Source organism: Burkholderia savannae, from assembly GCF_001524445.2.
GTDB classification, from domain to species: domain Bacteria; phylum Pseudomonadota; class Gammaproteobacteria; order Burkholderiales; family Burkholderiaceae; genus Burkholderia; species Burkholderia savannae.
Window position 1 is genome coordinate 187,382 of record NZ_CP013418.1, and the last position, 21,366, is coordinate 208,747.

The following is a 21,366-nucleotide window of genomic DNA, read 5'->3' on the forward strand; positions in this document are numbered from 1 at the left end:
ATTAAAAGTGGCCGAATCGGATTCGACTGTTCGGCGCATGACTGAATCGCGAATGGAATCGCGCGTTCGGTTGATCGTTCGCAGGCGCGGCGGCGCGGCGGCGTTCGGCGAACGGGAGCGCGGTGCGCGCGTCGATCTCGATCGGCGGGCGACAAGGATAAAAAGGGAAAAGCAACAAGCAACGAAGCCTGTTCCGGTCATAAATGGGAAAACCCGATTTCCCATTTCCGGCGTGAAATATCTGTTTAAATAATTCAGCCGACGCTGAAAAAATCCGAAATTCCGGGCCGCCGGGATTTCGCGATTTCGCGTGCCGCCATTCGCGCGTTTTCCCTAGTGCATGAGAAGACGCGTCGTGCCGTTATCCAAGGAAAAAGAAAGATCGGGGACGAGGGCACCATGAGCGAACGCTTGAAAGCAAGCAGTCCTTCGATGTCGACAGAGCGCAACGAGTCCGCCGGGGAAGACGACGCACGGCCGGCGCGCGCGGCGAGCGACGCGCCCGCCGCGCGCGCCGGTCGTGCGGCTCGTCGACGACGAGCCGAGCGTGCTGTCGTCGCTCGAGCGCGTGCTTCGGCCGAAGCGCTACCGCGTGCTCACCGCCGACAGCGGCGACGCCGCACTCTACGCGCGCTGGCCGAGCACGCGGTCGATCTGATCGTCTCCGACATGCGGATGCCGCGGATGAGCGGCGCGGCGTTTCTTGCGCGCTCGCGCGAGTGCCGGCCGGACGCGATGCGCATTCTGCTGACCGGCTATTCGGAAATCGATTCGGCGGTGCGCGCGATCAACGAGGCCGGCGTCTACCGTTATCTGACGAAGCCTTGGGACGATCACGATCTGCTGATGCCCGTCGAGCAGGCGATCGAGCAGCAACGCCTGCATCGCGAAGCGGCGCGCCTCGACGCGCTCACGCGTGCGCAGAACGACGCGTTGCGCACGCTCAACGCGGGACTCGAAGCGCAGGTGCAGGCGCGCGTCGAAGCGATCCGGCGGACGGCGCGGCTCCTCGACTGACGTGTCGCATCGAGACGCGATTCCGGTGCCACGGTTGCTCGAATCATGCGGCTCAAGCCTGTCCCGATCGCGCTTGCGCGGCTCGCTACCTTCGATGATTCTCGGCGTCCGTGATCTTGCGATAGAGCGACGGGCAGTAGATCCAGTTCGGCTCCCATTTCTCGTGGAAGCGCGACACGAACATCACGAAGAAGATGAGTATCGCGTAGAACACGTAGGTCTTGTCCCCGAGGAATGTCGAGAACACGATCGAGAGGGTGTTCTCCGGCGTCCAGCCGAGATACGCGTTCCAGCAGAGCATCGTCAGGCAATAGAAGGCGTACAGGGCGAACCGCATGGTGTTCTTTCGATCGTCGCCGAGCTTCTGCTGATGATCCTTATAGAGGTCGAGATAGTATTTGTCCTTGGTCAGATGAGCCTCGTCCCGGAGTTCGATCGGGCTCACGCAATCGTGACGCCGGCGGGCGCTGCGCTCCAGCGCGCCTGTCTTGACGTCGAGGTATGAGTGGAGGCTCGTCAGCCAGCTTCCGATCGTCGCGAGATAAATGGCGTCGACGAATGCGGCCAACAGCGGGAGGGCGATCGACGACAGGAATGAAAATCCCACGAATATGAGAATGATCTTGATCGGAAGATTGGCTCTCGACATCAATTCGGGATCGCCGGCGATCGCCATGATTCCCGGCTGGTGAGTCCAAACGAGTGCGTTGTCGGTGAGCAGCGTGAACGCCACCGACAGAAAAAAGAATCTGAGCTCCGTTGCGGCTTGCAGCGTCGAGAACAAGCCCAATCCCTTTGCCGCGCTTTCGCTGCTGTCGCTCAATTTGGATCTCCCGAGGTTGAAGGTGGGGGCCGGTGCGATGTATCGAATCTCAAGCGCTCGCGAAAACAGACTTGATCCCGCGTTGCGTATTTTCCAGTGTCGGAGACCATGGCCGCGATTCGAAAAAAAGCTTGGTTCGAGCATTGTGCCATCGCCGGCGAAAACGAAATGGAGACTCGCCGCGTGACGAACGACACGAAGGCCGAAAGCGAATCGACGATGTGCGCACCCGCACATCGATGATGCCGGAGCAAGGCGGGTCGGTTCTCGGCTTGGCCGACCTCGACGCGCGGGCGTACGCGCTCCTGGTTGCGAAAGGCACGAGCGTAGTGCGCGCGGGATCTGCGGCGTTGCGCGATGCGGCGCGCGTGACGTTCGCGATGCGTTTGCGCCGCGCTCGCGATGCATGTGCGATGCATTTTCGACACGGCAACGTCGGACGCCGACCTGCTTCGCGCGTACCCGTCACGCCGATTGTGAAAACGCCGGCTGTCGTTCACAATGCCCGACAGTCGAGGCCAGCCTTCGACTCATCCGTAGGCTCGTCGATCCGGGAGGGCGCATGCGTTTCGACATCACCGATCTGCGTCTGTTCGTGGCCGTCGTCGAGGCCGGCAGCATCACGCACGGCGCGAGCCGGGTCAATCTGGCGCTGGGCTCGGCGAGCGGACGCATCAAGCAGATGGAGGAGACGGCCGGCGTGCCGCTCCTCGTGCGCGAACGGCTCGGCGTGAAACCCACCGAAGCGGGGCACACACTGTTGCGCCATGCGCGCGCGACGCTCGCATCGATGCAGCGCCTCACCGACGATCTCGGCGAATTCGCGAACGGCTTGCGCGGCACGGTGCGCCTTCTGACCAACACCAACGCGCTCACCGAATTCCTGCCCGGCCCCGTTGCGCGCTTTCTCGCTCGGCATCGCAACGTGAGCATCGAGCTCGAGGAAATGCTCAGCCACGAGATCGTCGAGGCGCTCGTCGAAGGCGTGGCCGACATCGGGATCGTCGCGGCGGGCGAGCACGTCGGCGGGCTGCGGAGCTTTCCGTTCGCGACCGATCGCCTGTGCGCGGTCGTGCCCGCGTCGCAGCCGGAATTCGCGGCCGCGCGCGACGTGTCGTTCGAGACGCTGCTCGATTACGATTTCGTCGGCTACGCGGCGGGCGCGGCGATCCAAACCTATCTCGAAGCGCATGCGCGCGAACGGCATCGGCGGCTCAAGCCGCGCATTCAACTGCGCAGCTTCGACGCGATCTGCCGTCTCGTCGAAAACGGCGTCGGCGTGTCGGTGGTGCCCGAATCGGCCGCACGGCGCTGCAAGCGGACGATGTCGATCAAGACGCTCGTGCTGCGCGACGATTGGGCGCTGCGCGAAATGAAAGTGTGCGTCGCGGACGTCGACGCGTTGCCGACGTATGCGCGGCAATTGCTCGGCCATCTCGTCGAAAGCGGCAGGACGTTCGCGCGGCGCCGCTAGCCTTCCGGTTTCCCGAAGGCTGCCCCCGACAATGCCGCATTGTCGCGCGCGGGCCGGGTGGCGACAATGAACTCGTCGTTTCGTTCAGCGAGGAGCCTTGATCATGCCCGTTCCACACGACGCAGCCATGCCCGCATCGCTCAGCCGGCCGTACAGTCGGCCGCGCAGCTGGCTGTTTACGCCGGCCACGCGCCCGGATCGCTTTGCGAAAGCGCGCGAATGCGGTGCGCACGTGCTGATCGTCGATCTCGAGGATTCGGTCTCGGCCGCCGACAAGCAGCGTGCGCGCGACCACGCGCGTGCGTGGCTGGCGGGCGAGCCGGCCGAAGCGCGGCCGGCGTCGGCCGTGCGCATCAACGCGCCCGATTCCGTCGCCGGCCACGCGGATATCGGCATGCTGATCGACGCGCCGCGCCTGCCCGATTTCATCGTCGTCCCGAAGGTCGAGTCGCCCGAGCGGATCACTCGTCTCGATGCACTCTTGCGCGACGCGGGCAGGGCGCCCCGTTTCGTCGCGACGATCGAGTCCGCGGCGGGCGTCGAGCAGGCCGGCGCGATCGCGCGCGCGTCGGCGTCGATCGAAGCGCTGATGTTCGGCGCGGCCGATTACGCATCCGACGTCGCCGCACAGCCCGACGCGCTCGCGCTGCAGATCGCGCGCGTGCGGATCGCCGCGGCCTGCGCGCCTTGCGGCGTCGCCGCGCTCGACGCGCCCTGTTTCGCGCTGCGCGACGCGGCCGCGCTCGACGCCGATCTCGCGTTCGCCGTGCACAACGGCTTTCGCGGCAAGGCGGCGATTCATCCGTTTCACGTCGCGCCGATCAACGCGGCGTTCACGCCGTCGCCGCAGCGGATCGCGTGGGCGCGCCGCGTGATCGGCGTGGCGTTGCAAGGCGCGGCCGCCGTCGACGGCCGCATGGTCGACGAAGCGATCGCGCGCGAGGCCCGGGACGTCCTGGCCGCCGCGCGCTGACGCCACCCTTTTCTTTGACGAGGAGACGAGCATGAGCACGACGATTCCCGCCTATCGGCAAATCGGCGACAAGCGGTTTCGCGAGACATCCGGCCTGTATTTCGAGGACTTCGAGCCCGGCAACGTCTACGAGCATCGCCCGGGCCGCACGATCACGGACGTCGACAACATCTGGATGACGCTGCTGACGATGAACACGCAGCAGGTGCACTTCGACGCCGAATACGCGGCGAAGACCGAGTGGCGGAAGCTGCTCGTCGACAGCACGTTCACGCTCGCGCTGCTGACCGGCATGAGCGTGCGCACCGTCAGCGCGAAGGTGGTCGCGAATCTCGGCTGGGACCAGGTGAGGGCGAGAGCCCCGGTGTTCGCGGGCGATACGCTCTACGCCGAATCGAGGGTGCTGTCGCGCCGCGAATCGAAGAGCCGGCCGACGCAGGGAATCGTGACTGTCGAGACGACGGGCGTCAATCAGCACGGTGTCATCGTGATGTCGTTCGAACGCACGATGCTGATCTACAAGCGCGGCCATTCGCCGGAAGCCGACGCCAATTACTGAACGACTTGAAACGGAACGCCGAGGAGGTTCGGGATGCAGAAGGATCGTGACGTGAAGGAAATCTATACGGGGAAGCTGACGTCGCCGGATCGCGCGGTGTCGGCGGTGCGAAGCGGCTCGTCGATCGCGCTCGGCATGGCGATGGCGCAGCCGCCGGCGCTGCTCGCCGCGCTCGCCGCCCGCGCGGAAGCGGGCGACGTCGACGAACTGCGCGTGTACTACTTTCATGCGGAAGCGTTCCTGCGCGAGACGCTGTTGCGCTATTCGCTGATGGGGCGGATTCTGCCGCACTGCATGTTCATGGGGCAGCCCGAGCGCGAGCTCGTGAAGCTCGGCGAAGCGGACGGCGGCCGTAAGGTGGTGTTCTTCGTGCCGAATTCGTTCAGCCAGTCGCCGCGGCTGTTCGCCGATCACGTCGACGTCGACGCGATGCTCGTGATGGTGTCGCCGATGGACCGCAACGGCTATTTCACGTTCGGCACGAACAACGACTACACGAGCTCGGTCGCGCGCGCCGCGCGCCGGCTGATCGTCGAAGTCAACCCGAACATGCCGCGCGTGTTCGGCGATTCGCTGCTGCACGTGTCGGAAGTGGACGCGATCGTCGAATCGAGCCATCCGCTGCCGGAACTGACTCCGAAGCCGGGCGGCGCGCTCGATCGCGTGATCGGCGAGCAGATCGCGGAGCTCGTGACGGAGGGCGCGTGCCTGCAAATGGGAATCGGCGCGCTGCCGAACGCGGTGTGCGGCGCGCTCGTCGGCCACCGGCATCTCGGCATCCACACCGAGCTGCTGACGCCGGGGCTCGTCGAGCTGATACGGCGCGGCGTCGTCGACAACAGCCGCAAGACGCTCAACCGGGGCAAGTCGGTGTTTACGTTCGCGATGGGCGACCGCGCGATGTACGATTTCATCCACGACAATCCGGCGCTCGAGAGCCATCCGGTCGATTACGTGAACGATCCCTGCAACATCGCGCGCAACGACAACATGATCTCCGTGAACTCGACGATCGAGATGGACTTGACGGGCGCGTGCAATTCCGAGCACGTCAACGGCCATCAGTACAGCGCGTCGGGCGGGCAGCTCGATTTCGTGCGCGGCGCGTACGCGTCGCGCGGCGGGAAATCGATCCTCGCGTTTCACTCGACCGCCGCGGGCGGCGCGGTCTCGAAGATCGTCGCGCGACTGACGGGGCCCGTCACGACGCCGCGCACCGACACGCACCTCGTCGTGACCGAATACGGCGTGGCGAACCTGAAGGGCTTGTCGTCGACCGAGCGGGCGAACGCGCTGATCCGTCTCGCGCATCCCGATTTCCGCGACGAATTGGCCGCGCACGCACGCGGATTGCACTTGATTTGAACGGAGGATCGCATGGCGAGCGCGATTGCCGATTACCTCGCGCCGACGCCGACGCCGGCCGCCGCCGGCGTCACGAGGATCTGGGGCGTGACGGGCGACAGCCTGAACGGATTGTCCGACAAGCCTGCGCCGAATCGGCGGCATTCGCTGGATGCATACGCGCCATGAGAAAACGGCGGCCTTCGCCGCGGGCGCCGAGGCGGCGGAAACCGGCCGGCTCGCGGTGTGCGCCGGCAGTTGCGGGCCGGGCAATCTGCATCTGATCAACGGCCTGTTCGACTGTCATCGCAATCACGTGCCGGTGCCCGCGATCGCCGCGCAGATTCCTATTACGCGTCGGCGCGCGACGGGCTCGACGAGCTGGCGCGGCCGTCGCCCGCCGGACGGCCGATCCATCCGCAATATCTGACGCGCGTCGTCGACGAGCTCGCCGCCGCCGATGCGATCTTCGCGGCCGACGTCGGCACGCCGACGCTGTGGGCGGCGCGCTATCTGACGATGAGCGGCCGCAGGCGGCTGCACGGCTCGTTCAATCACGGCTCGACGGCGAACGCGCTGCCGCAGGCGCTCGGCGCGCAGGCCGCGCATCCGGGCCGGCAGGTCGTGTCGCTGTCCGGCTGCGGCGGACTGCCGATGCTGCTCGGCGATCTGCCGAGCGCGCGCCGGCTCGATTTGCCGATCAAGGTGATCGCCTACATCAACGGCTCGCTCGGCTTCGTCGCGATGGAAATGAAGGCGGGCGGCTATCTGGATACGGGCACCGATCTGCACGAGACCGATTTCGCGGCGGTCGCGACGGGCGCGGGCCTTTACCGCTTGCGCGTGACCGAATCGCGGGCGCCGCCCGACGCGCCCGGCAAGCTGCTCGCGCATCCGGGGCCGGCGCTCCTCGACGTCGTCACGGACAAGCGCGAGCATGCGATGCCGCCGAAGATCGAATGGGCGCATGCGAAGGGATTCAGCTTGTCCATGCTGCGTGCGGTGCCGAGCGGGCGCGGCGACGAAATGCTCGAGCTCGCGCAGACGAATCCGCGGTGACGCGGCGAAGGCGGCTTCGCCGCGAAGCCGCCTCGTCGAGCGCGGGCGCGGCGATCGATACGATGAATCGTCCGGCGCGCCTGCCGCTGTCGGCGTCGGCCTGCTCATGATTTGGCATCCCTGGGATATCGCGAGGCGTCGACCGGAATTCGAGATCGATATCGGCTTCGATATCGGTCTCGAATTCGACGCCGATACGAATGCGAATCGCGATGAACACGTCGAGCAATTCGAATCGAATATCGCCATCGCGTGATTCGAAAATGCCGCGCCGGCATCGTCGCCATTCGTTCGACGTGCCGGACCGAGCCCGAAGACGGGCGGCGCGCGCCCCATGAGCCGAGCTTCGCCGGCGTTTTCGCGTATTTGAACAATAAGACGCGGCGGCCGATATTCCTGATCTTTCCGGGAAAAAATACCGCGCCTTCACGCAATCCGGAATATTTACATTCCTGACAAACCTGACAGTTCTATTTCGATCGAATGAATCGTTAAATTCGATGCGCAACAAAAATTTCATTTCGATTACTTGTTGGTCAGGAGGGGATGTGAATCATCGAACCCGGTTGGGCCAGGTTTTTGCCGGCGCGATTCTGTGCGTCGCGGCGATGCAGGCGCATGCCGAAAGCGCCACGGACGTTTCGCCGATCTGTACGGCCGTCAGCGCCGAACGGACGAAAGACGCATTGCTGAGCCGCGGCGCTCACTGTCAGAAGTCGTCTCCGCTCGAATACGTGGTCAAGGACGATCAGAACAGCGAGATCGGCCGCGTCGCCATCGACGCGTATGCGTATTCCGACAATCCGTCGAACCAGCTCGCGTGGACCTTGAAGTTCCGGTTCCGCGCGCGCGCGATTTCCGGCAATCCGGGCGGCGTGATGATCAAGCCGGTCGTCGAATGCGGCCCGGCATGCACGGTCGCGCCGAACGCGGGGGTGCCGCTCGCGATCGGCGGCTTGTCCAGCGAAGTGCCGGTGGCGATCACGCCGAACATGGGCGGCGACAATCCGCAGTTGATCCGTCCGACCATCGAGTACCGCGTCGCCAGATCGGGCGATTCGTTCGAGAACGGCGCGAGCGTGAGCTCGTATGCGGGAGCGGGCTACATTCCCGATATTCGATGCGACGTCGGGCTCGCGAAGAGCGGCACGCAAGGCTGCGTCTATCCGGACGCGCCCGCCGTACTGCGCACCATCACCGCCGAGAATCTCGACGTCGACGAATCCGCGATCCATATTCGCGAGGCGCAGGCGGCGGGCAGTCCGGGCAAGTTCGTGTCGCGAGGAGATGGCACAATCTTCCCGGACACTTGGGAGTCGAAGCCGCTCAAGCGCACGCGCGATGCGGACTGGCGTCGCGCCAACCGCAGCAATTCGAAGCAGCAGTGCGTCGTGAAGTACGGTTCGGTCACGGGGCAATGCACGTTCACGGGCGATCCGGAGGAAACGCCGACGGATTGCGACTGCGACGAATATCCGTTCGCCGCGACACAGGAAGGCGCACGGGACAACGAAGTGTCGGTCAAGCGTATCGACGCGAGCGACAATCGCCGCGCCGGTGCGTATCTCGGCAACTTCTATTTGAACCAGCGTGTGCTGGATAGCGAGGAGTTTTACGTCGACGTGGGTTCGCAGGCCGCGTCGAAACGCTGACTCACATAGAAAAACAGCACCGACGATGCCGTGGTTCGCCGTCTCCTTGCGCGAACCGCGGCATCGCACCTGAAGAATTCCATGAGCGAACACGCGAATTTTCCCGCCTGGCTCAATCAGGCCTATCAATGGTGCCAACGGGCAGTCCCGGGGGCAATGCAAAGCGAGACGGTAGCGATCGAGGATGCGCTGCTGCGCGTCGCCGCCGCCGACGTGATCGCCGTCGAAGACGTACCGTCCGTTGCGCTCGCCGCATCCGAAGGCTTTGCGCTGCGCGCGTCCGATACGGCGCGCGCGTCTCGTCGCGAGCCGGTCGAGCTCGACTTCGAGTTCACCCGGCGCGTGCTCGCGTCGCGCACGAGCAGCCCGGCGGCTCGCGCGATCGGCGTGCGGCGGGCGGTCGACATACCCGCCTATTTCCCGTTGCCGGAAAACGCCGACGCGATCGTGCCGAAGTCCGGGCATCAGGTGACGTATCGGGGCGAGAAGTCTTACCTGCGGTTTCAGGCTCCGGTGCCGCCCGGCCATCACGTGATCGCGCCGGGCAGCGAATACCGGAAAGGGGACGTGCTGCTGCCGAAGGGCGGGCGGATCACCGCCGAGCGGCAGGCCGCGCTGATCGCCGCGGGCGTGCGCGAGATCGCGGTGACGAAGCGCCCGCGCATCGGCGTCGTGATCGTCGGCTACGATCAGGTGCCGCCAGGCGAAGCGCGCGAAACATGGCAACGGCCGGACACGCGCGGGCCGTACATCCGCGCGATGCTGCGGCGGTGGGGGTACGACGCGCCGAGCGTCGAATATCTCGCGCCGCCGGACATGACGCAGCCATCGCCCGATGTGCAGCGCGACGAATACGCATTCAAGCGGAAGCTCGTCGAGCTCTCGCAACGCTACGATCTGATCGTCGGCGCGGGATTGCCGGCGGCGCCGCCGTTTCAGGATCTCGGGCTGAATGCGCAGATGATGTACTCGACGGAGCGCTCGTCCGTCGAGATCAAGCAAACGCCGGCTGGGCGCTTCAATTTTGGTCGCAGCGACGATCGCTCGCCGCCGAAGAGGGAGACGGTTGCGCTGACGCGGCCCGACGGCACGCCGCACGGGACGCTGGCGCTGACGTTCTACGACCAGGCGACGCTGATCAACCTGCCCGGCCATACGAGCGCGGTGGCGATGCTGATGCACGCCGTCGTGTCGCACGTGCTCGATTTGCTCGAGCACGTTGCGCGGCCGGGACCGGATTGGGAAACCGGCGCGATCGCGCACGACGTCGAGCGCCATGCCGAGCTCAATGGCATGCAATGGGGCAATCTGCGCCGCGGCGCCAACGGCGAACCGATTGTCCGGCTGCTGCCGTCTCAAGGCGACGGGCCGATCCGCGGCGTCGCTCAGGCCAGCGTGCTCGTCGCGATTCCGGCTGGGCAGGCGCCGTTGCCGGCCGGCAGCGCGGTTCAGTTTCTGCGGCTCGATCGCGCCGGGCCGGATGCGGCGCCGCTCGACGCGTTGCCGGCCGCCGCGCCGGCGGCGCAGCCGTTGCCTTGCGCCGCCGTCGCGACCGCTTCCGCCGCTTCGGATGCGGCCGCCGCGAGCGCCGATCTTCGCGTCGTCTGGAATCAGCTCGACGACTGGTTCGCCGCCGATCGCAGCCGTTTGCCGGGCGGACTCAACGGACCGGCGCCGGCCGGCGAAATCGATGCGATGCATGCGGCGCTCGGCGTGACGCTGCCGCCCGCATTCGTCGAAAGCCTGCGGATTCACGACGGCCAGGCCGATGCGGGCGCGGTGTTCGCCGAGAACGACGCGCTCCTGAGCGCGCGCGAGATCGTCGCGCAATGGTCGATCTGGAAAGGCCTCGTGGCCGGCGGCGATTTCGACGACATGACGTCCGAGCCCGACGCGGGCATCAAGGACGACTGGTACAACCTCAAGTGGATTCCGTTCACGCACGACGGCGGCGGCAATCATTTGTGTCTCGATCTCGATCCCGCCGAAGGCGGAACCGTCGGGCAGGTGATACGGGTCTGGCACGATGACGAGCGGCGCGAGCGCGTTGCGCGGGATTTTGTCGAATGGCTCGCTCACGTGGCGGACGAGCGGGGCGCGCGCTGACGTTCGCCGGCGATTCGCGGCGCGCCGATGCGCCGCCGGCCCCGGGCGGCGAATGAGCGCAGCGCGGCGCGCCGGCGGTTCGTCGCGCGGCGTCGGCCTTCGTCTTTTCGGCCGCGTGCGCGTCGAATTCCGCAACGTCGCGACGCGCCCGGCAGCGGACGGCGGGCCGGCCGGATTGCGGCGCCTTTGATTTCGTCGTGTTCTCCGCTGTCGATCGCGCTGCCGATTTCCCGCTAATGACCGGCGAGCTGCCTCACCTGCTGCGCAAGCCCCGCCAGCGAAATCTGCCCGCGCATCTCGGTCACGAAATTCCCCGCCAGCACCGCGACGATCAGCACCGCGATCGCGCCCTTGAGCGGCTGGCCGATCGACATCGGATCGAGCTTCTGCGCGGATCGCGAGACGAACGCGAGGCCCAGGTCGACGAGCAGCAGCATCGCCATCATCGGCGCGGCGATCCGCGCGATCATGTTCATCAGCATGTCGAGCCGCGCCTGCGCGAACAGCGCGAGCAGCGGCGCGGGCACCGGATCGAACGAGCCGAGCGGCCACCACGCATACGATTCGTACAGCGCGCCGAGCAGGAACGTCATGCCGCCCAGCATCCAGAACGCCGCGATCGTCAGCTGCCCGAACAATGTCGCCATCAGCGAGGTCTGCGTGCCCGAGCTCGGGTTCTGCATCTGCACGTTGTTGAAGCCGGCGACGTCGTCGACGTAGGTGCCGATCGCCTCGGCGGCCCAGAACACGGTGGACGCCGCGATGCCGAGCACGAGCCCGATCACGGCCTCCTTCGCGCAGGCGAACACGAGGAACGCGCCGCGCAGCTGCGGAATCAGCGCCTGCTGGCCGCACGCGACGAACAGGCACCAGAGCGCCGCCGCGCCGCTGCGCAGCGGGCCTTTCATCACGTTGTCGGCGGTCGCGGGCAGGATCGTCATGATCACGAGCAGCCGCTCGCTCGACAGCGCGAGCAGCACGATGAAGCCGATGAATTCGTCGCCGAGGTGCTGCAACGGAAAGATGTCGTAGGTCGTCATGCCGATGTCCGGGCTCCTAGTTCGATGCCCGCGCGGCCGCGAGCCGGCGTGCGAGCGCGCCTTCCTCGATTTCCTCGTCCTGCGCGTCCTCGGCGGCCGCCTCGGCCGCGCGTGCGAGCCGCCGGATGCGCTCGCGCACGACGTCGATCTGCGCATCGTTGCGGGCGATCCGGCGCGCGGCCGCGGCGAGCGCGTCGGCCTTCGCCTGCAGCGCCGCGCGCAGGCGTGCGCATTGCGCGTGCGCGAGCGCGTGCTCGTCGAGCAGCGCGTCGCGATAGCGGCGGCACGCCGCGTAGTCGCCGATCGCGAACGGCGCGCGGCCGGCCGCCATCGCGTCGACGCGCGCCGCGTAGCGGTTCGCCGCATCGCGCTTCGCATGCGCGTGCGCTTCGCACTGCGCGAGCTCGGCCGCCGCCGCGTCGCGTTCGGTGCGCAGCGCGCCTTGCTCCGCGCGCAGCTTCGCGCCGCGCTGCTCGCGGCGCGCGAGCAGCGTCTCGAAGGCGCGCTGCTTGCGGCACGTCATTGGACGAGCGCGTGCAGCGCGGCGAGCGTCGCGTCGGTCGGCGAGTGCTCGTCGGTGCGCTGGTTGAGGAACGCGCGGACCCGGTCGATCTTCGCGACCGCTTCGTCGGCCGCCGGATCGCTGCCCGCCTGGTATTCGCCGAGCTGCAGGAGCGTCTCGATCTCGCGGTGCTTCGCGAGCAGCCGGCGCAGCCGGCCCGCCGCGCCGACGTGCTCGCGCGTCGCGACCTGCGGCATGATCCGCGACAGGCTGCCGAGCACGTCGATCGCCGGATACTGGTTGCGCGCGGCGATCTCGCGCGACAGGATGATGTGGCCGTCGAGAATGCCGCGCACTTCCTCGGCGATCGGATCGCTGCCGGAATCGTCCTCGGCGAGCACCGTGTAGAGCGCGGTGATCGAGCCGCGCTCGCCCATCCCGGTGCGCTCGAGCAGGCGCGGCAGCTCGGCGAACACGGAAGGCGGGAAGCCGCGCCGCGCGGGCGGCTCGCCGGCCGCGAGGCCGATCTCGCGGCCCGCGCGCGCGAAGCGCGTGAGCGAATCCATCATCAGCAGCACGCGCTTGCCCTGGTCGCGAAAATGCTCGGCGATCGCGGTGGCCGCGTACGCGGCCTTCGCGCGCTCGATCGACGAGCGGTCGGACGTCGCGCACACGACGACCGAGCGCGCCATGCCATCCTCGCCCAAGATTAGCTCGACGAATTCGCGCACTTCGCGGCCGCGCTCGCCGATCAGCGCGATCACGTTGACGTCGCACGATGCGCCGCGCGCGAACATGCCGAGCAGCGTGCTCTTGCCGACGCCGGCGGGCGCGAAGATGCCCATCCGCTGCCCTTCGCCGAGCGTGATCAGGCCGTCGACGATGCGCACGCCGGTCGCGAGCGACGCGTCCACCATGCGCCGCGACATCGGGTTCGGCGGCGGCGCGAGCACGGGGCGCAGCGCGTCGCAGTCGAGCGGGCCGCGCCCGTCGATCGGCTCGCCGAAGCTGTCGATCACGCGCCCGAGAACGCCGTCGCCCACCTTCACCGACAGCGGCCGGCGCAGGCCGACAACGCGCGTGCCGCGATTGATCTCGCCGAGCGCGCCGAACGGCGAGAGCAGCGCGACGTTGCGCGTGAAGCCGACGACTTCCGCATGCTGGAGCAGCGCGCCCGACGCGCTGCGCAGCTCGCACAGCTCGCCGAGCGTCGCTTCGAGGCCGACGACGCGCACGAGCGTGCCGATCACTTCGAGCACCTTGCCCGTCATGCCGACGGCGGGCTCGATCGCGAGCCGCGCGGCCATCGCGTCGGCGACGCGGGACAGATCGGTCAGCGCGTTCATGCGCGGCTCGCGTCGTCGAGCGCGCGGGCGAGCGCCGCGCGGATCGCGTTCAGTTGCGTGTCGAGGCTCGCGTCGACGGTGCCGAAATCGGATTCGCATACGCAGGTGCCGGGCGCGACGCGCGGCTCGACGACGACGTCGACGGGCACGTTGCGGCCCTGCCGGCGCCACGCGTCGGCGACGAACCCGAACTGCTCGCGCGCGGCGTCGTAATCGGTTTCGCACACGCGCACCGTCAGATAGCTGGCGCCGGCGACGACGCGCTCGACCGTCTGCGCCGCGCGCGCGAAGAGGCCGCGCGCGTCCTCCGCGCGCACCATCTGCTGGACGGCGGCGGCGACGAGCTCCGCGAGCCGCTCGCGCATCCGGTCGCGCACGCGCCGCTCCTGCTCGAACGAATCGGCCGCTTGCGCGTGCCAGTCGGCGATCGCCTGCGCGCGGCCCGCGTCGTAGCCGCGCGCATAAGCGCTGTCGTGCTCGCGCCGCGCCGCTTCGACGAGCGCGTCGGCCTGCGCGCGCGCGCGGGCGGCGACCCGTTCGGCTTCGTCGCGGGCCGCGCGCAGCACGGCGTCGCGTTGCGCCGCGAGCGCGTCGAGCGCGGCGTCGAGCGCTTGAACCGTCTCGAACGCGTCGCGGCGCAGCACGCCGTGCGGCGCGTCGATGCAGCAATCGTCGGCGAGCGGAATCTGTCGGTTCTTCAGCCAAAAAGCCATGACCACTCCGGATACAGCGACGGCAGGCGCGCGAGCAGCGTCGCGCCGTCCGCGTCCGCCGCCGCGTGTTCGATCCACGGCGCGCGCGCGCGCTCGCGCGGCAACGCGAGGCGCACGATGCGCGCCGGCCCCTTGGGCGACCAGACCCGTTCGCGCTCGAACAGGCACCAGCCTTCCCATGCGATGTCGTCGCCGGACAGTTGCGCGAGCGGCGTGATCGGCGCGCGGCGATCGAGGCCGCGCGCGCGCGGCGCGTCGGGCAGCGCCGTGAGCGCGGCGAGCGCGCGGCAGCCGTCGGCGCCGACCCAGCCGGCGAGCCGCTCGCGGCTCGCGCGGTCGATCCAGTGACGCAGCTCGGCGCGCCGCGACAGCAGCGCGCGCAGGCGCAACAGCCGCAGCGCGTCGGCCACGGGCAGCGCGGCGAGCCGGTCCGCGGGCGCATCGAAGCCGTCGAGTGGCGGCGACGAGGCCCCCACTGCGCGCAGCAGCAGCAGCGAGCATGCGGCGCGCAGCGCGGGCGCGCGCTCGCGCTCGCGCGTCGCGGCGACGAGCGGCGCGAGCGCGCCGTGCCAGCTCGCGTGAATCCAGTCCACCGCGCGTCGCGCGTTCGCGTCGTAGCCGGCAAGCCATGTCGCCCTTGCCGCGACGCTCGCGACGCTTGCAACCGGCGTGCCGCCGCTCATCGCGCGCCGGCCTGCCGAGACGCGGCGGCGGCTTTCGCGCCGCTGCCACCGCTGCCGCCACGGCCACCACCGCCACCACCGCCACCACCGCCACCACCGCCACCGCCACCGCCATTGCCATTGCCATCGCCGCGGCCGCCGCCATTGCCGCCGCGCAGCCGCGCGGCGAGACCGCCCGCGCCAGCTCCCGCGCCGCCATGCCTGCGCGCGCGCCACCACAGCGCGCCGCCCGCGGCCGCGAGCGCGGCGCACACGATGACGGCGGCGAGCACGCCGACGAGCGTCGCGCCGCCGGAGTCCCGCGCGCCCGGCTGCGCGGCCGACACGAGATCGACCGGATCGGCCGCGACCGACGTGACGCTCACTTCGTCGTACGTGAGCCCTTCGACGCCATGGACGACGAGGTTCTTGATCTGCGGCGTGAGCGTCGCGAGATTCGCGTTCGGCCGGTACTTGATGAACACCGACGCCGACGACGGCTTCGCGATCTGCGCGAGCGGATCGTTGTTCGGCAACACGATGTGCACGCGCGCGACGACGACGCCGTCGATCTTCGACAGCGTGTCCGACAGCTCCTGCGACACGCCGTAGATGAAGCGCACGCGCTCCTCGGTCGGCGTCGACACGAGGCCGTCCTTCTTGAAGAGCGCGCCGAGATCGTCGTAGCGCGCCGCGGGCAGCCCGCGCGCGCGCAGCACTTCCATCGCTTTGACGATCTGCTTGTCGTCGACGGCGAGCGTCCAGGTCTTGCCGCCGTCGGGCGTCTTCTTCTGCGCGTCGACGCCGGTTTGCAGCAGCGCGGCCATCATCTCGTTGCAGTCGCGCTCGGCGAGGCCGCCGTAAAGCTCCTGCCGGCAGCCGGCGGCGAGCATCGCGCATGCGACGAGCGCGGCGAGCCGGGCGGCGCGCCGCCCGCGCGCGGCGGCGATCGGGAGATGGAGTCGTTTCATGGTTACTGGTTCTTCATCAGTGAGCCGATCGCGTCCTTCGTCGACGTGACGACGCTCATCTTCGCCTGCAGATCGATCTGCATCGCGGTGGCCTCGGCCGACGCCTGGATCGACGCCGCGAACATCTGGCTCATCGGCAGCTCGCTCGCGTGCCGGCTCAAATAGGCGGCGTTGTCGAGCACCTGCCTGATCGCGGCGTCCGACGTCTCGACGAGCTTCGCGATCGCGCTCGCGTCGTGCGCAGGCGCGACGGGCGGCGCGGGCGTCGCGTTCGACATCAGCGCCTGGAAGCGGCCGGCGACGTCGGCCGGGACGTCGTGCGCCGCCGTGCCGGCCGTGGTCGTCGCAGCCGCCGGGCCGCCGGGCGCCGCCGCGTCGGAGAACGCGGCGTCGAGCGCGCGGGTCAGGTCGGTCGGGGAAAGCGGGGCGGTCATGCGGGCCTCCTCGTCAAAGACGCAGATATTGCCGATGTGCGAACGCGGCCTGCGCGTCGAAGCCGCCCGCGGGATTCGCGGGATTCGCGGGGCTTGCGGGATTCGCGCTCGGCGCATCGGTCGCGTCGCCGCGCGCGGCCGCGCCCGATTCGGGCAACTCCCAGACGCCCGTGCGCTCCGCGCGCTCCTTCGCGAGCATCACGTCGTGCTGCCGCTCGAGCGCGCGCACGAGCGCGACGGCCTGCGCGGGGCTGCCCGCCGCGAGCACCTCGTCGGCGGCGATCCGCCATTGCGGATCGCGCTTCAGTTGCAGCGCGAACGCGAGCAGCGCCTTGCCGTAGATCGCGGTCGTCGCGCCGCTCGCGATTTCCGCGAACACGCGCACGGCGTCGTCGAAATTGCCGAGCGCGACGTGCAGCATGCCGTCGAACATGTCGGCGGCGGGCAATTGCGGCGCGAGCACGCGCAGCGCGTCGATCAGCAGGCCGATGTCGTAGGGATCGGCGGCCGGGCCGCCGAGCGCGCCGCCGAGCGCCAGGCTCGCGGCGTCGATCAGTTCGTTCAGCGCCGCTTGGCTGCATCGCAGATAGGTCGGCCGGGATTCGTCCATGGTGTGCGCTCCGTGTCGCCGCGCGAGCGGCGCATGTCGTTGATGGAAAAGCGTATGGGGCGCAAGGTAGCAGCGCGGGGCGGCCGCTCGGCCGCCGACGCGAAGCGCGCGCATGCGATGCGAAGCGCCGCGCGCGCTTCGCGTCGGGCGGCGCGGCTTCGGGCCGGCGCGCGCGCGCGGCGCGCCGCGCCATTAACGTACGCACCGTGTCCGACTCTCGACAGGAACGGCGGCGATGGCCGAAGAGAAAACCGAAGAGCCTTCCGAGCGCAAGCTGAAGAAGGCCCGCGAGAAGGGGCAGGTCGCGAAAAGCAAGGACGTCGCGGACGCGGTGACGCTCGCGGCCGCGATCGGCGTGCTGACGGCGGGCGAATCGATGCTGACGGGCGGCCTCGTGCGCGCGATGCGCACCGCGCTCGATTTCGTGCACGGCGAGCGCACGCCGCAGGCGACGCTCGCCGCGCTGCACGACCTCGCCGCGAGCGCCGCGCTGACGATGCTGCCGTTCGCCGCCGCGGCGATCGTCGCGGGCGTCGCGTCGCAGGCGCCGCAGGCGGGTTTCATGGTCACGCTCGAGCCCGTGATGCCGAAGTTCGACGCGATCAATCCGATGGCGGGCATCAAGCGGATCTTCTCGCTGAAGTCGCTGCTCGAGCTCGTGAAGATGATCGTCAAGGCGGTGGTGCTCGCGTGCGTGATCTGGAAGATGATGACGTCGCTGTTTCCGCTCGTCGTCGCGAGCGTGTACGAAGCGACGCCGCAACTGTCGCGCGTGCTGTGGACGGTGCTGATGAAGCTGTTCGGCGTCGTCGCGCTCGTCGTCACGGTGTTCGCGGCGGCCGATTACAAGATCGCGCGCGTGATGTTCATCCGCGACAACCGGATGACGAAGGAAGAGGCGAAGCGCGAGCACAAGGAAAGCGAAGGCGATCCGCACACGAAGGGCGAGCGCCGCCGCCTCGCGCGCGAGATCGCGACGAGCGCACCCGCGCGGCAGAACGTCGGGCAGGCGAGCGTGCTCGTCGTCAACCCGACGCACTACGCGGTCGCGATCCGCTACGCGCCCGACGAGCATCCGCTGCCGCGCGTGATCGAGAAAGCCGTCGACGACGGCGCGCTCGCGCTGCGCCGTCACGCGCACGCGCTCGGCGTGCCGATCGTCGGCAATCCGCCGGTCGCGCGCGCGCTGTACCGCATCGAGCGCGACGCGGCGATTCCCGAAGAACTGTTCGAAACGGTGGCCGCGATCCTGCGCTGGGTCGAATCGGTCGCGCCCACGCGCGCCGCCGCCGTCGTTCCCTCCGCGAGGTCGTCATGACGCTGAAAACCCTCAAGCTTCCCGCCGGCGGCGAGGTCGGCATCACGGTGCTGGTCGTCGCGATCGTGTCGCTGATGATCCTGCCGCTGCCGCCCGAGGTGATCGACGTGCTGCTCGGCGTCAACATTGCGATCAGCGTCACGCTGCTGATGGTGACGATGTACGTCGGCAGCATCGTGTCGCTGTCGGTGTTTCCGTCGGTCCTGCTGTTCACGACCCTGTACCGGTTATCGCTGAACATCGCGTCGACGAAGTCGATCCTGCTGCACGCGAACGCGGGCGACATCATCGAGAGCTTCGGCGAGCTCGTCGTCGGCGGCAATCTCGTCGTCGGCCTCGTCGTGTTCCTGATCATCACGACGGTGCAGTTCATCGTGATCGCGAAGGGCTCGGAGCGCGTCGCCGAAGTCGGCGCGCGCTTCACGCTCGACGCGATGCCCGGCAAGCAGATGAGCATCGACGCGGACCTGCGCGCGAACATCCTGACGCCCGACGAGGCGCGCCGCAAGCGCGCGACGCTCGCGAAGGAGAGCCAGTTGCACGGCGGGATGGACGGCGCGATGAAGTTCGTCAAGGGCGACGCGATCGCGGGGCTCATCATCACGCTCGTGAACATCGTCGCGGGCATCGCGATCGGCGTGATGTATCACGGGATGACGGCGGGGGAAGCGGCGAACCGCTTCTCGATCCTGTCGGTCGGCGACGCGATGGTGTCGCAGATTCCGTCGCTGCTGATCTCGGTCGCGGCGGGCGTGATGATCACGCGCGTCGCCGACGATCACGACGAGGGCGAAGGTGCGTCGCTCGGCTCGGAGATCGCGCGGCAGCTCGGCGGCAGCCATCGCGCGCTGTATTTCGCGGCGGTGCTGCTGATCGGCTTCGCCGCCGTGCCGGGCTTTCCGGCCGCGCTGTTCGCGCTGCTGTCGGCCACGCTCGCGTTCGCCGGCTACCGGCTGCAGAAGGGCGCGCGCCGCACGGCCGCGCGCGGCGAGCCGGTGATCGCGCTGCAGCGCGCGGGCGCGAAGAGCGGCACGCCGTCGATCCTGCCGCGCGCGCCGCTCTTCACGTGCGCGATCGGCGTGCGCGTCGCGCCGGATCTCGTCGCGCGGCTCGCGCCCGCCGCGCTCGATCGCGCGTTCGACGAGGAGCGCGCGAAGCTGCAGGAGGAGCAGGGGCTGCCGTTTCCCGGCATCACGCTGTGGACGAGCGGCGCGCTGCCCGAGGCGACGTGCGAGATCCTGATGCGCGACGTGCCGCAGGCGCGGCTCGAACTGCCGGCCGACCAGACGATGCTGCCCGACGCGGCGTCGGATGCGGCGCTCGCCGGCCGCTGCACGAAGCGCGGGCCCGCGGGCGGCCTCGCCGAGAGCTACTGGATCGACGACAAGGCGGTGCCGGCCGGCGCGCGCGCATGGCGCGCCGAGCAGGTGATCGCGCACGAGACGATCGCGCTGCTCAGGCGCAACGCGCATCTGTTCCTCGGCATTCAGGAAACCCAATGGATTCTCGATCAGCTCGGCGCCGATTATCCGGGGCTCGTCGCCGAAGTGCAGAAGGCGCTGCCGACGCAGCGGATCGCGGATGTGCTGCGCCGCCTGCTCGAAGAGCACATCCCGATCCGCAACGCGCGCGACATCATGGAGAGCCTCGTCGCGTGGGGGCCGAAGGAGAAGGACATGCTGATGCTCGCCGAATACGTGCGCGGCGACCTGTCGCGCTATCTCGCGTATCGCGCGGCGCGCGGCGCGCGACGGCTGCCGGCCGTGCTGCTCGACTTGCCGGTGGAGCAGCACATCCGGCAGTCGATCAAGCAGACGCCCGCGGGCAACTTCCTCGCGCTGCCGCCCGAGCAGGTGCGCTATCTCGTCGACAGCGTCGCGTCGTTCGTCGGCGAGACGCCGCGCGACGACGTCGCGCTCGTCACGTCGATGGACGTGCGCCGCTACACGCGGCGGATGATCGAGGCGCGGCTCGGCTGGTTGCCCGTCTATTCGTATCAGGAGCTCGGCGACCAGGTCGAATTGCAGCCGGTCGGCCGCGTGACGATGCCGACGGCGGCGCACGCATGAGCGCCGCTGATCTGAGGCCGGTGCGGATCATCGCGGGCGAGCCGGCCGCCGGGCCGGACGGCGCGTTCCCGGCGCACACGGCGCGGCGGGGTTTCGACTATGCGCAATTGCTGCGGCGCGCGCGCGTCGCGCCGGCCGGCGAGCGCGCGTCGGCCGGCGACGAACGGCGGCGCGACGCATCGCCGCCATGGCGCGACGGCGCGCCGCCGCCGATCGAGCGCGATCCGGCCGCGCTGCCGGATGCGGCCGGGCGCGAGGCGATGGCGCGCGCGTGCGCGGGCTCCGGCGCGTTCGTCAATCAGGTGTTCGCGCAGCGCGAGCGGATGGTGCGCGTCGCCGAGGCGCTCGCGGCCGAGATCGCCGCGCTGTGCGGCGACGACGCGGGAAGCCAGTGGGCGATCAGCCTGCCGCTCGCGCCCGCGCTGCTGCCGGACACGGTGCTGCATCTCGTTCTTTCGCGTTTCGACTTGCGGCTTCGGTTCGAGACGCCGGACGCGGCGACGCGGCACTTACTCTGCACGCATGGCGCGACCCTGCACGCGCGACTCGACACGCTGCTCGCGCATTGCGGCGCGCCGCGCACGATCGAGATCGACGTGGGCTGAGCAAGCGCGTAGCCGGACCCGCAAGTAAACCCGTAAGCAAACCCGTAAGCAAACCCGTAAGCAAACCCGCAAGCGAACCCGCAGGCGAA

The 21,366-nt window shown here is 68.8% G+C and carries 19 protein-coding genes and 3 pseudogenes; 12 read left to right on the plus strand and 10 right to left on the minus strand.

The genetic code is table 11. From position 1 onward, the window contains the following. The first annotated feature begins 52 nt into the window (after positions 1-52). Complete coding sequence (locus tag WS78_RS36150) at positions 53-253, plus strand: hypothetical protein (protein WP_156432367.1); 201 nt, start codon at positions 53-55, stop codon at positions 251-253. 146 nt (positions 254-399) lie between these two features. Next, positions 400-1,014, plus strand: a pseudogene (locus tag WS78_RS21655) (response regulator); the annotation flags it as partial. A gap of 88 nt (positions 1,015-1,102) precedes the next feature. On the opposite strand, the gene WS78_RS21660 reads toward WS78_RS21655, so the two are convergent. Continuing rightward, positions 1,103-1,840: a hypothetical protein gene (locus WS78_RS21660; protein ID WP_145986864.1), complete on the minus strand. Its 738-nt coding sequence runs from the start codon at positions 1,838-1,840 to the stop codon at positions 1,103-1,105. Positions 1,841-2,402: 562 nt separating this feature from the next. Here WS78_RS21660 and WS78_RS21670 point away from each other — a divergent pair. The 5 genes and pseudogenes from WS78_RS21670 (at position 2,403) to WS78_RS21690 (ending at position 7,249) form a co-directional block, all read left to right on the plus strand. Further along, positions 2,403-3,314 carry a LysR substrate-binding domain-containing protein gene (locus tag WS78_RS21670; RefSeq protein ID WP_059576157.1) on the plus strand — a complete coding sequence of 304 codons (912 nt, stop codon included), beginning with the start codon at positions 2,403-2,405 and terminating at the stop codon, positions 3,312-3,314. Between the two features lie 103 nt (positions 3,315-3,417). After that, on the plus strand, positions 3,418-4,287 hold the full coding sequence (locus WS78_RS21675; protein ID WP_394335892.1) for an aldolase/citrate lyase family protein: 870 nt from the start codon (positions 3,418-3,420) through the stop codon (positions 4,285-4,287). A gap of 31 nt (positions 4,288-4,318) precedes the next feature. Then, positions 4,319-4,846, plus strand: coding sequence for a (R)-specific enoyl-CoA hydratase RipB/Ich (gene ripB, locus WS78_RS21680; RefSeq protein WP_059576151.1), 528 nt, complete (start codon positions 4,319-4,321; stop codon positions 4,844-4,846). 33 nt (positions 4,847-4,879) lie between these two features. After that, positions 4,880-6,211: an acetyl-CoA hydrolase/transferase family protein gene (locus tag WS78_RS21685; RefSeq protein ID WP_059576149.1), complete on the plus strand. Its 1,332-nt coding sequence runs from the start codon at positions 4,880-4,882 to the stop codon at positions 6,209-6,211. A gap of 12 nt (positions 6,212-6,223) precedes the next feature. Next, a pseudogene (locus WS78_RS21690) lies at positions 6,224-7,249 on the plus strand (thiamine pyrophosphate-dependent enzyme). On the opposite strand, the gene WS78_RS36155 reads toward WS78_RS21690, so the two are convergent. Beyond that, a complete protein-coding gene (locus WS78_RS36155; protein ID WP_156432368.1) occupies positions 7,170-7,769 on the minus strand; it encodes a hypothetical protein in 600 nt (199 codons plus the stop codon). The pseudogene WS78_RS21690 and the gene WS78_RS36155 overlap by 80 nt on opposite strands. A 28-nt stretch (positions 7,770-7,797) precedes the next feature. Here WS78_RS36155 and WS78_RS21700 point away from each other — a divergent pair, with 28 nt between their 5' ends. Together WS78_RS21700 and WS78_RS21705 are read left to right on the plus strand one after the other, a co-directional pair. Continuing rightward, positions 7,798-8,901, plus strand: a complete 1,104-nt coding sequence (locus tag WS78_RS21700) for a NucA/NucB deoxyribonuclease domain-containing protein (protein WP_226377281.1) — start codon at positions 7,798-7,800, stop codon at positions 8,899-8,901. Between the two features lie 81 nt (positions 8,902-8,982). After that, complete coding sequence (locus WS78_RS21705; protein ID WP_059576137.1) at positions 8,983-11,007, plus strand: SMI1/KNR4 family protein; 2,025 nt, start codon at positions 8,983-8,985, stop codon at positions 11,005-11,007. 233 nt (positions 11,008-11,240) lie between these two features. On the opposite strand, the gene sctT is transcribed toward WS78_RS21705, so the two are convergent. The 8 genes and pseudogenes from sctT to WS78_RS21745 form a co-directional block, all read right to left on the minus strand. Then, complete coding sequence (sctT, locus tag WS78_RS21710; protein WP_059576134.1) at positions 11,241-12,047, minus strand: type III secretion system export apparatus subunit SctT; 807 nt, start codon at positions 12,045-12,047, stop codon at positions 11,241-11,243. Between the two features lie 16 nt (positions 12,048-12,063). Next, the gene (locus tag WS78_RS21715; RefSeq protein WP_059576131.1) at positions 12,064-12,570 is read right to left on the minus strand and encodes a type III secretion protein HrpB7; all 507 of its coding nucleotides are present in this window, start codon (positions 12,568-12,570) and stop codon (positions 12,064-12,066) included. Next, positions 12,567-13,895, minus strand: coding sequence for a type III secretion system ATPase SctN (sctN, locus tag WS78_RS21720; RefSeq protein WP_038743685.1), 1,329 nt, complete (start codon positions 13,893-13,895; stop codon positions 12,567-12,569). The genes WS78_RS21715 and sctN overlap by 4 nt, the downstream gene beginning before the upstream one ends. Next, positions 13,892-14,608: a type III secretion system stator protein SctL gene (gene sctL, locus WS78_RS21725; protein ID WP_038743688.1), complete on the minus strand. Its 717-nt coding sequence runs from the start codon at positions 14,606-14,608 to the stop codon at positions 13,892-13,894. Before sctL ends, sctN begins: the two co-directional genes overlap by 4 nt. Continuing rightward, positions 14,593-15,291: a type III secretion protein HrpB4 gene (locus WS78_RS21730; protein WP_059576127.1), complete on the minus strand. Its 699-nt coding sequence runs from the start codon at positions 15,289-15,291 to the stop codon at positions 14,593-14,595. The genes sctL and WS78_RS21730 overlap by 16 nt, the downstream gene beginning before the upstream one ends. Before the next feature lie 146 nt (positions 15,292-15,437). Continuing rightward, a pseudogene (sctJ, locus tag WS78_RS21735) lies at positions 15,438-16,241 on the minus strand (type III secretion system inner membrane ring lipoprotein SctJ); the annotation flags it as partial. A 2-nt stretch (positions 16,242-16,243) separates the two neighbouring features. Continuing rightward, positions 16,244-16,675: a type III secretion protein HrpB2 gene (locus WS78_RS21740; RefSeq protein ID WP_038743692.1), complete on the minus strand. Its 432-nt coding sequence runs from the start codon at positions 16,673-16,675 to the stop codon at positions 16,244-16,246. A gap of 13 nt (positions 16,676-16,688) precedes the next feature. Beyond that, a complete protein-coding gene (locus tag WS78_RS21745) occupies positions 16,689-17,285 on the minus strand; it encodes an HrpB1 family type III secretion system apparatus protein (protein WP_059576122.1) in 597 nt (198 codons plus the stop codon). Positions 17,286-17,520: 235 nt separating this feature from the next. Here WS78_RS21745 and sctU point away from each other — a divergent pair, with 235 nt between their 5' ends. From sctU to sctP, 3 genes are read left to right on the plus strand one after another with little or no spacing between them, the layout of a single operon-like run. After that, positions 17,521-18,603, plus strand: a complete 1,083-nt coding sequence (gene sctU / locus WS78_RS21755; protein WP_059576118.1) for a type III secretion system export apparatus subunit SctU — start codon at positions 17,521-17,523, stop codon at positions 18,601-18,603. Beyond that, positions 18,600-20,672 (plus strand): type III secretion system export apparatus subunit SctV, encoded by a 2,073-nt coding sequence (gene sctV, locus WS78_RS21760; protein ID WP_038743699.1) that lies wholly within the window; start codon positions 18,600-18,602, stop codon positions 20,670-20,672. Before sctU ends, sctV begins: the two co-directional genes overlap by 4 nt. Further along, positions 20,669-21,277, plus strand: coding sequence for a type III secretion system protein SctP (gene sctP, locus WS78_RS21765; protein WP_059576116.1), 609 nt, complete (start codon positions 20,669-20,671; stop codon positions 21,275-21,277). The genes sctV and sctP overlap by 4 nt, the downstream gene beginning before the upstream one ends. Positions 21,278-21,366: the final 89 nt, after the last annotated feature.

What these genes read in the sequence shown, in the direction of transcription:
- WS78_RS36150 (WP_156432367.1), top strand. Translation starts at nt 53, where the DNA reads ATGGAATCGCGCGTTCGGTTGATCGTTCGCAGGCGCGGCGGCGCGGCG.
- WS78_RS21670 (WP_059576157.1), top strand. Translation starts at nt 2,403, where the DNA reads ATGCGTTTCGACATCACCGATCTGCGTCTGTTCGTGGCCGTCGTCGAG.
- WS78_RS21675 (WP_394335892.1), top strand. Translation starts at nt 3,418, where the DNA reads ATGCCCGTTCCACACGACGCAGCCATGCCCGCATCGCTCAGCCGGCCG.
- ripB (WP_059576151.1), top strand. Translation starts at nt 4,319, where the DNA reads ATGAGCACGACGATTCCCGCCTATCGGCAAATCGGCGACAAGCGGTTT.
- WS78_RS21685 (WP_059576149.1), top strand. Translation starts at nt 4,880, where the DNA reads ATGCAGAAGGATCGTGACGTGAAGGAAATCTATACGGGGAAGCTGACG.
- WS78_RS36155 (WP_156432368.1), bottom strand. Translation starts at nt 7,769, where the DNA reads ATGAAATTTTTGTTGCGCATCGAATTTAACGATTCATTCGATCGAAAT.
- WS78_RS21705 (WP_059576137.1), top strand. Translation starts at nt 8,983, where the DNA reads ATGAGCGAACACGCGAATTTTCCCGCCTGGCTCAATCAGGCCTATCAA.
- sctT (WP_059576134.1), bottom strand. Translation starts at nt 12,047, where the DNA reads ATGACGACCTACGACATCTTTCCGTTGCAGCACCTCGGCGACGAATTC.
- WS78_RS21715 (WP_059576131.1), bottom strand. Translation starts at nt 12,570, where the DNA reads ATGACGTGCCGCAAGCAGCGCGCCTTCGAGACGCTGCTCGCGCGCCGC.
- sctN (WP_038743685.1), bottom strand. Translation starts at nt 13,895, where the DNA reads ATGAACGCGCTGACCGATCTGTCCCGCGTCGCCGACGCGATGGCCGCG.
- sctL (WP_038743688.1), bottom strand. Translation starts at nt 14,608, where the DNA reads ATGGCTTTTTGGCTGAAGAACCGACAGATTCCGCTCGCCGACGATTGC.
- WS78_RS21730 (WP_059576127.1), bottom strand. Translation starts at nt 15,291, where the DNA reads ATGAGCGGCGGCACGCCGGTTGCAAGCGTCGCGAGCGTCGCGGCAAGG.
- WS78_RS21740 (WP_038743692.1), bottom strand. Translation starts at nt 16,675, where the DNA reads ATGACCGCCCCGCTTTCCCCGACCGACCTGACCCGCGCGCTCGACGCC.
- WS78_RS21745 (WP_059576122.1), bottom strand. Translation starts at nt 17,285, where the DNA reads ATGGACGAATCCCGGCCGACCTATCTGCGATGCAGCCAAGCGGCGCTG.
- sctU (WP_059576118.1), top strand. Translation starts at nt 17,521, where the DNA reads ATGGCCGAAGAGAAAACCGAAGAGCCTTCCGAGCGCAAGCTGAAGAAG.
- sctV (WP_038743699.1), top strand. Translation starts at nt 18,600, where the DNA reads ATGACGCTGAAAACCCTCAAGCTTCCCGCCGGCGGCGAGGTCGGCATC.
- sctP (WP_059576116.1), top strand. Translation starts at nt 20,669, where the DNA reads ATGAGCGCCGCTGATCTGAGGCCGGTGCGGATCATCGCGGGCGAGCCG.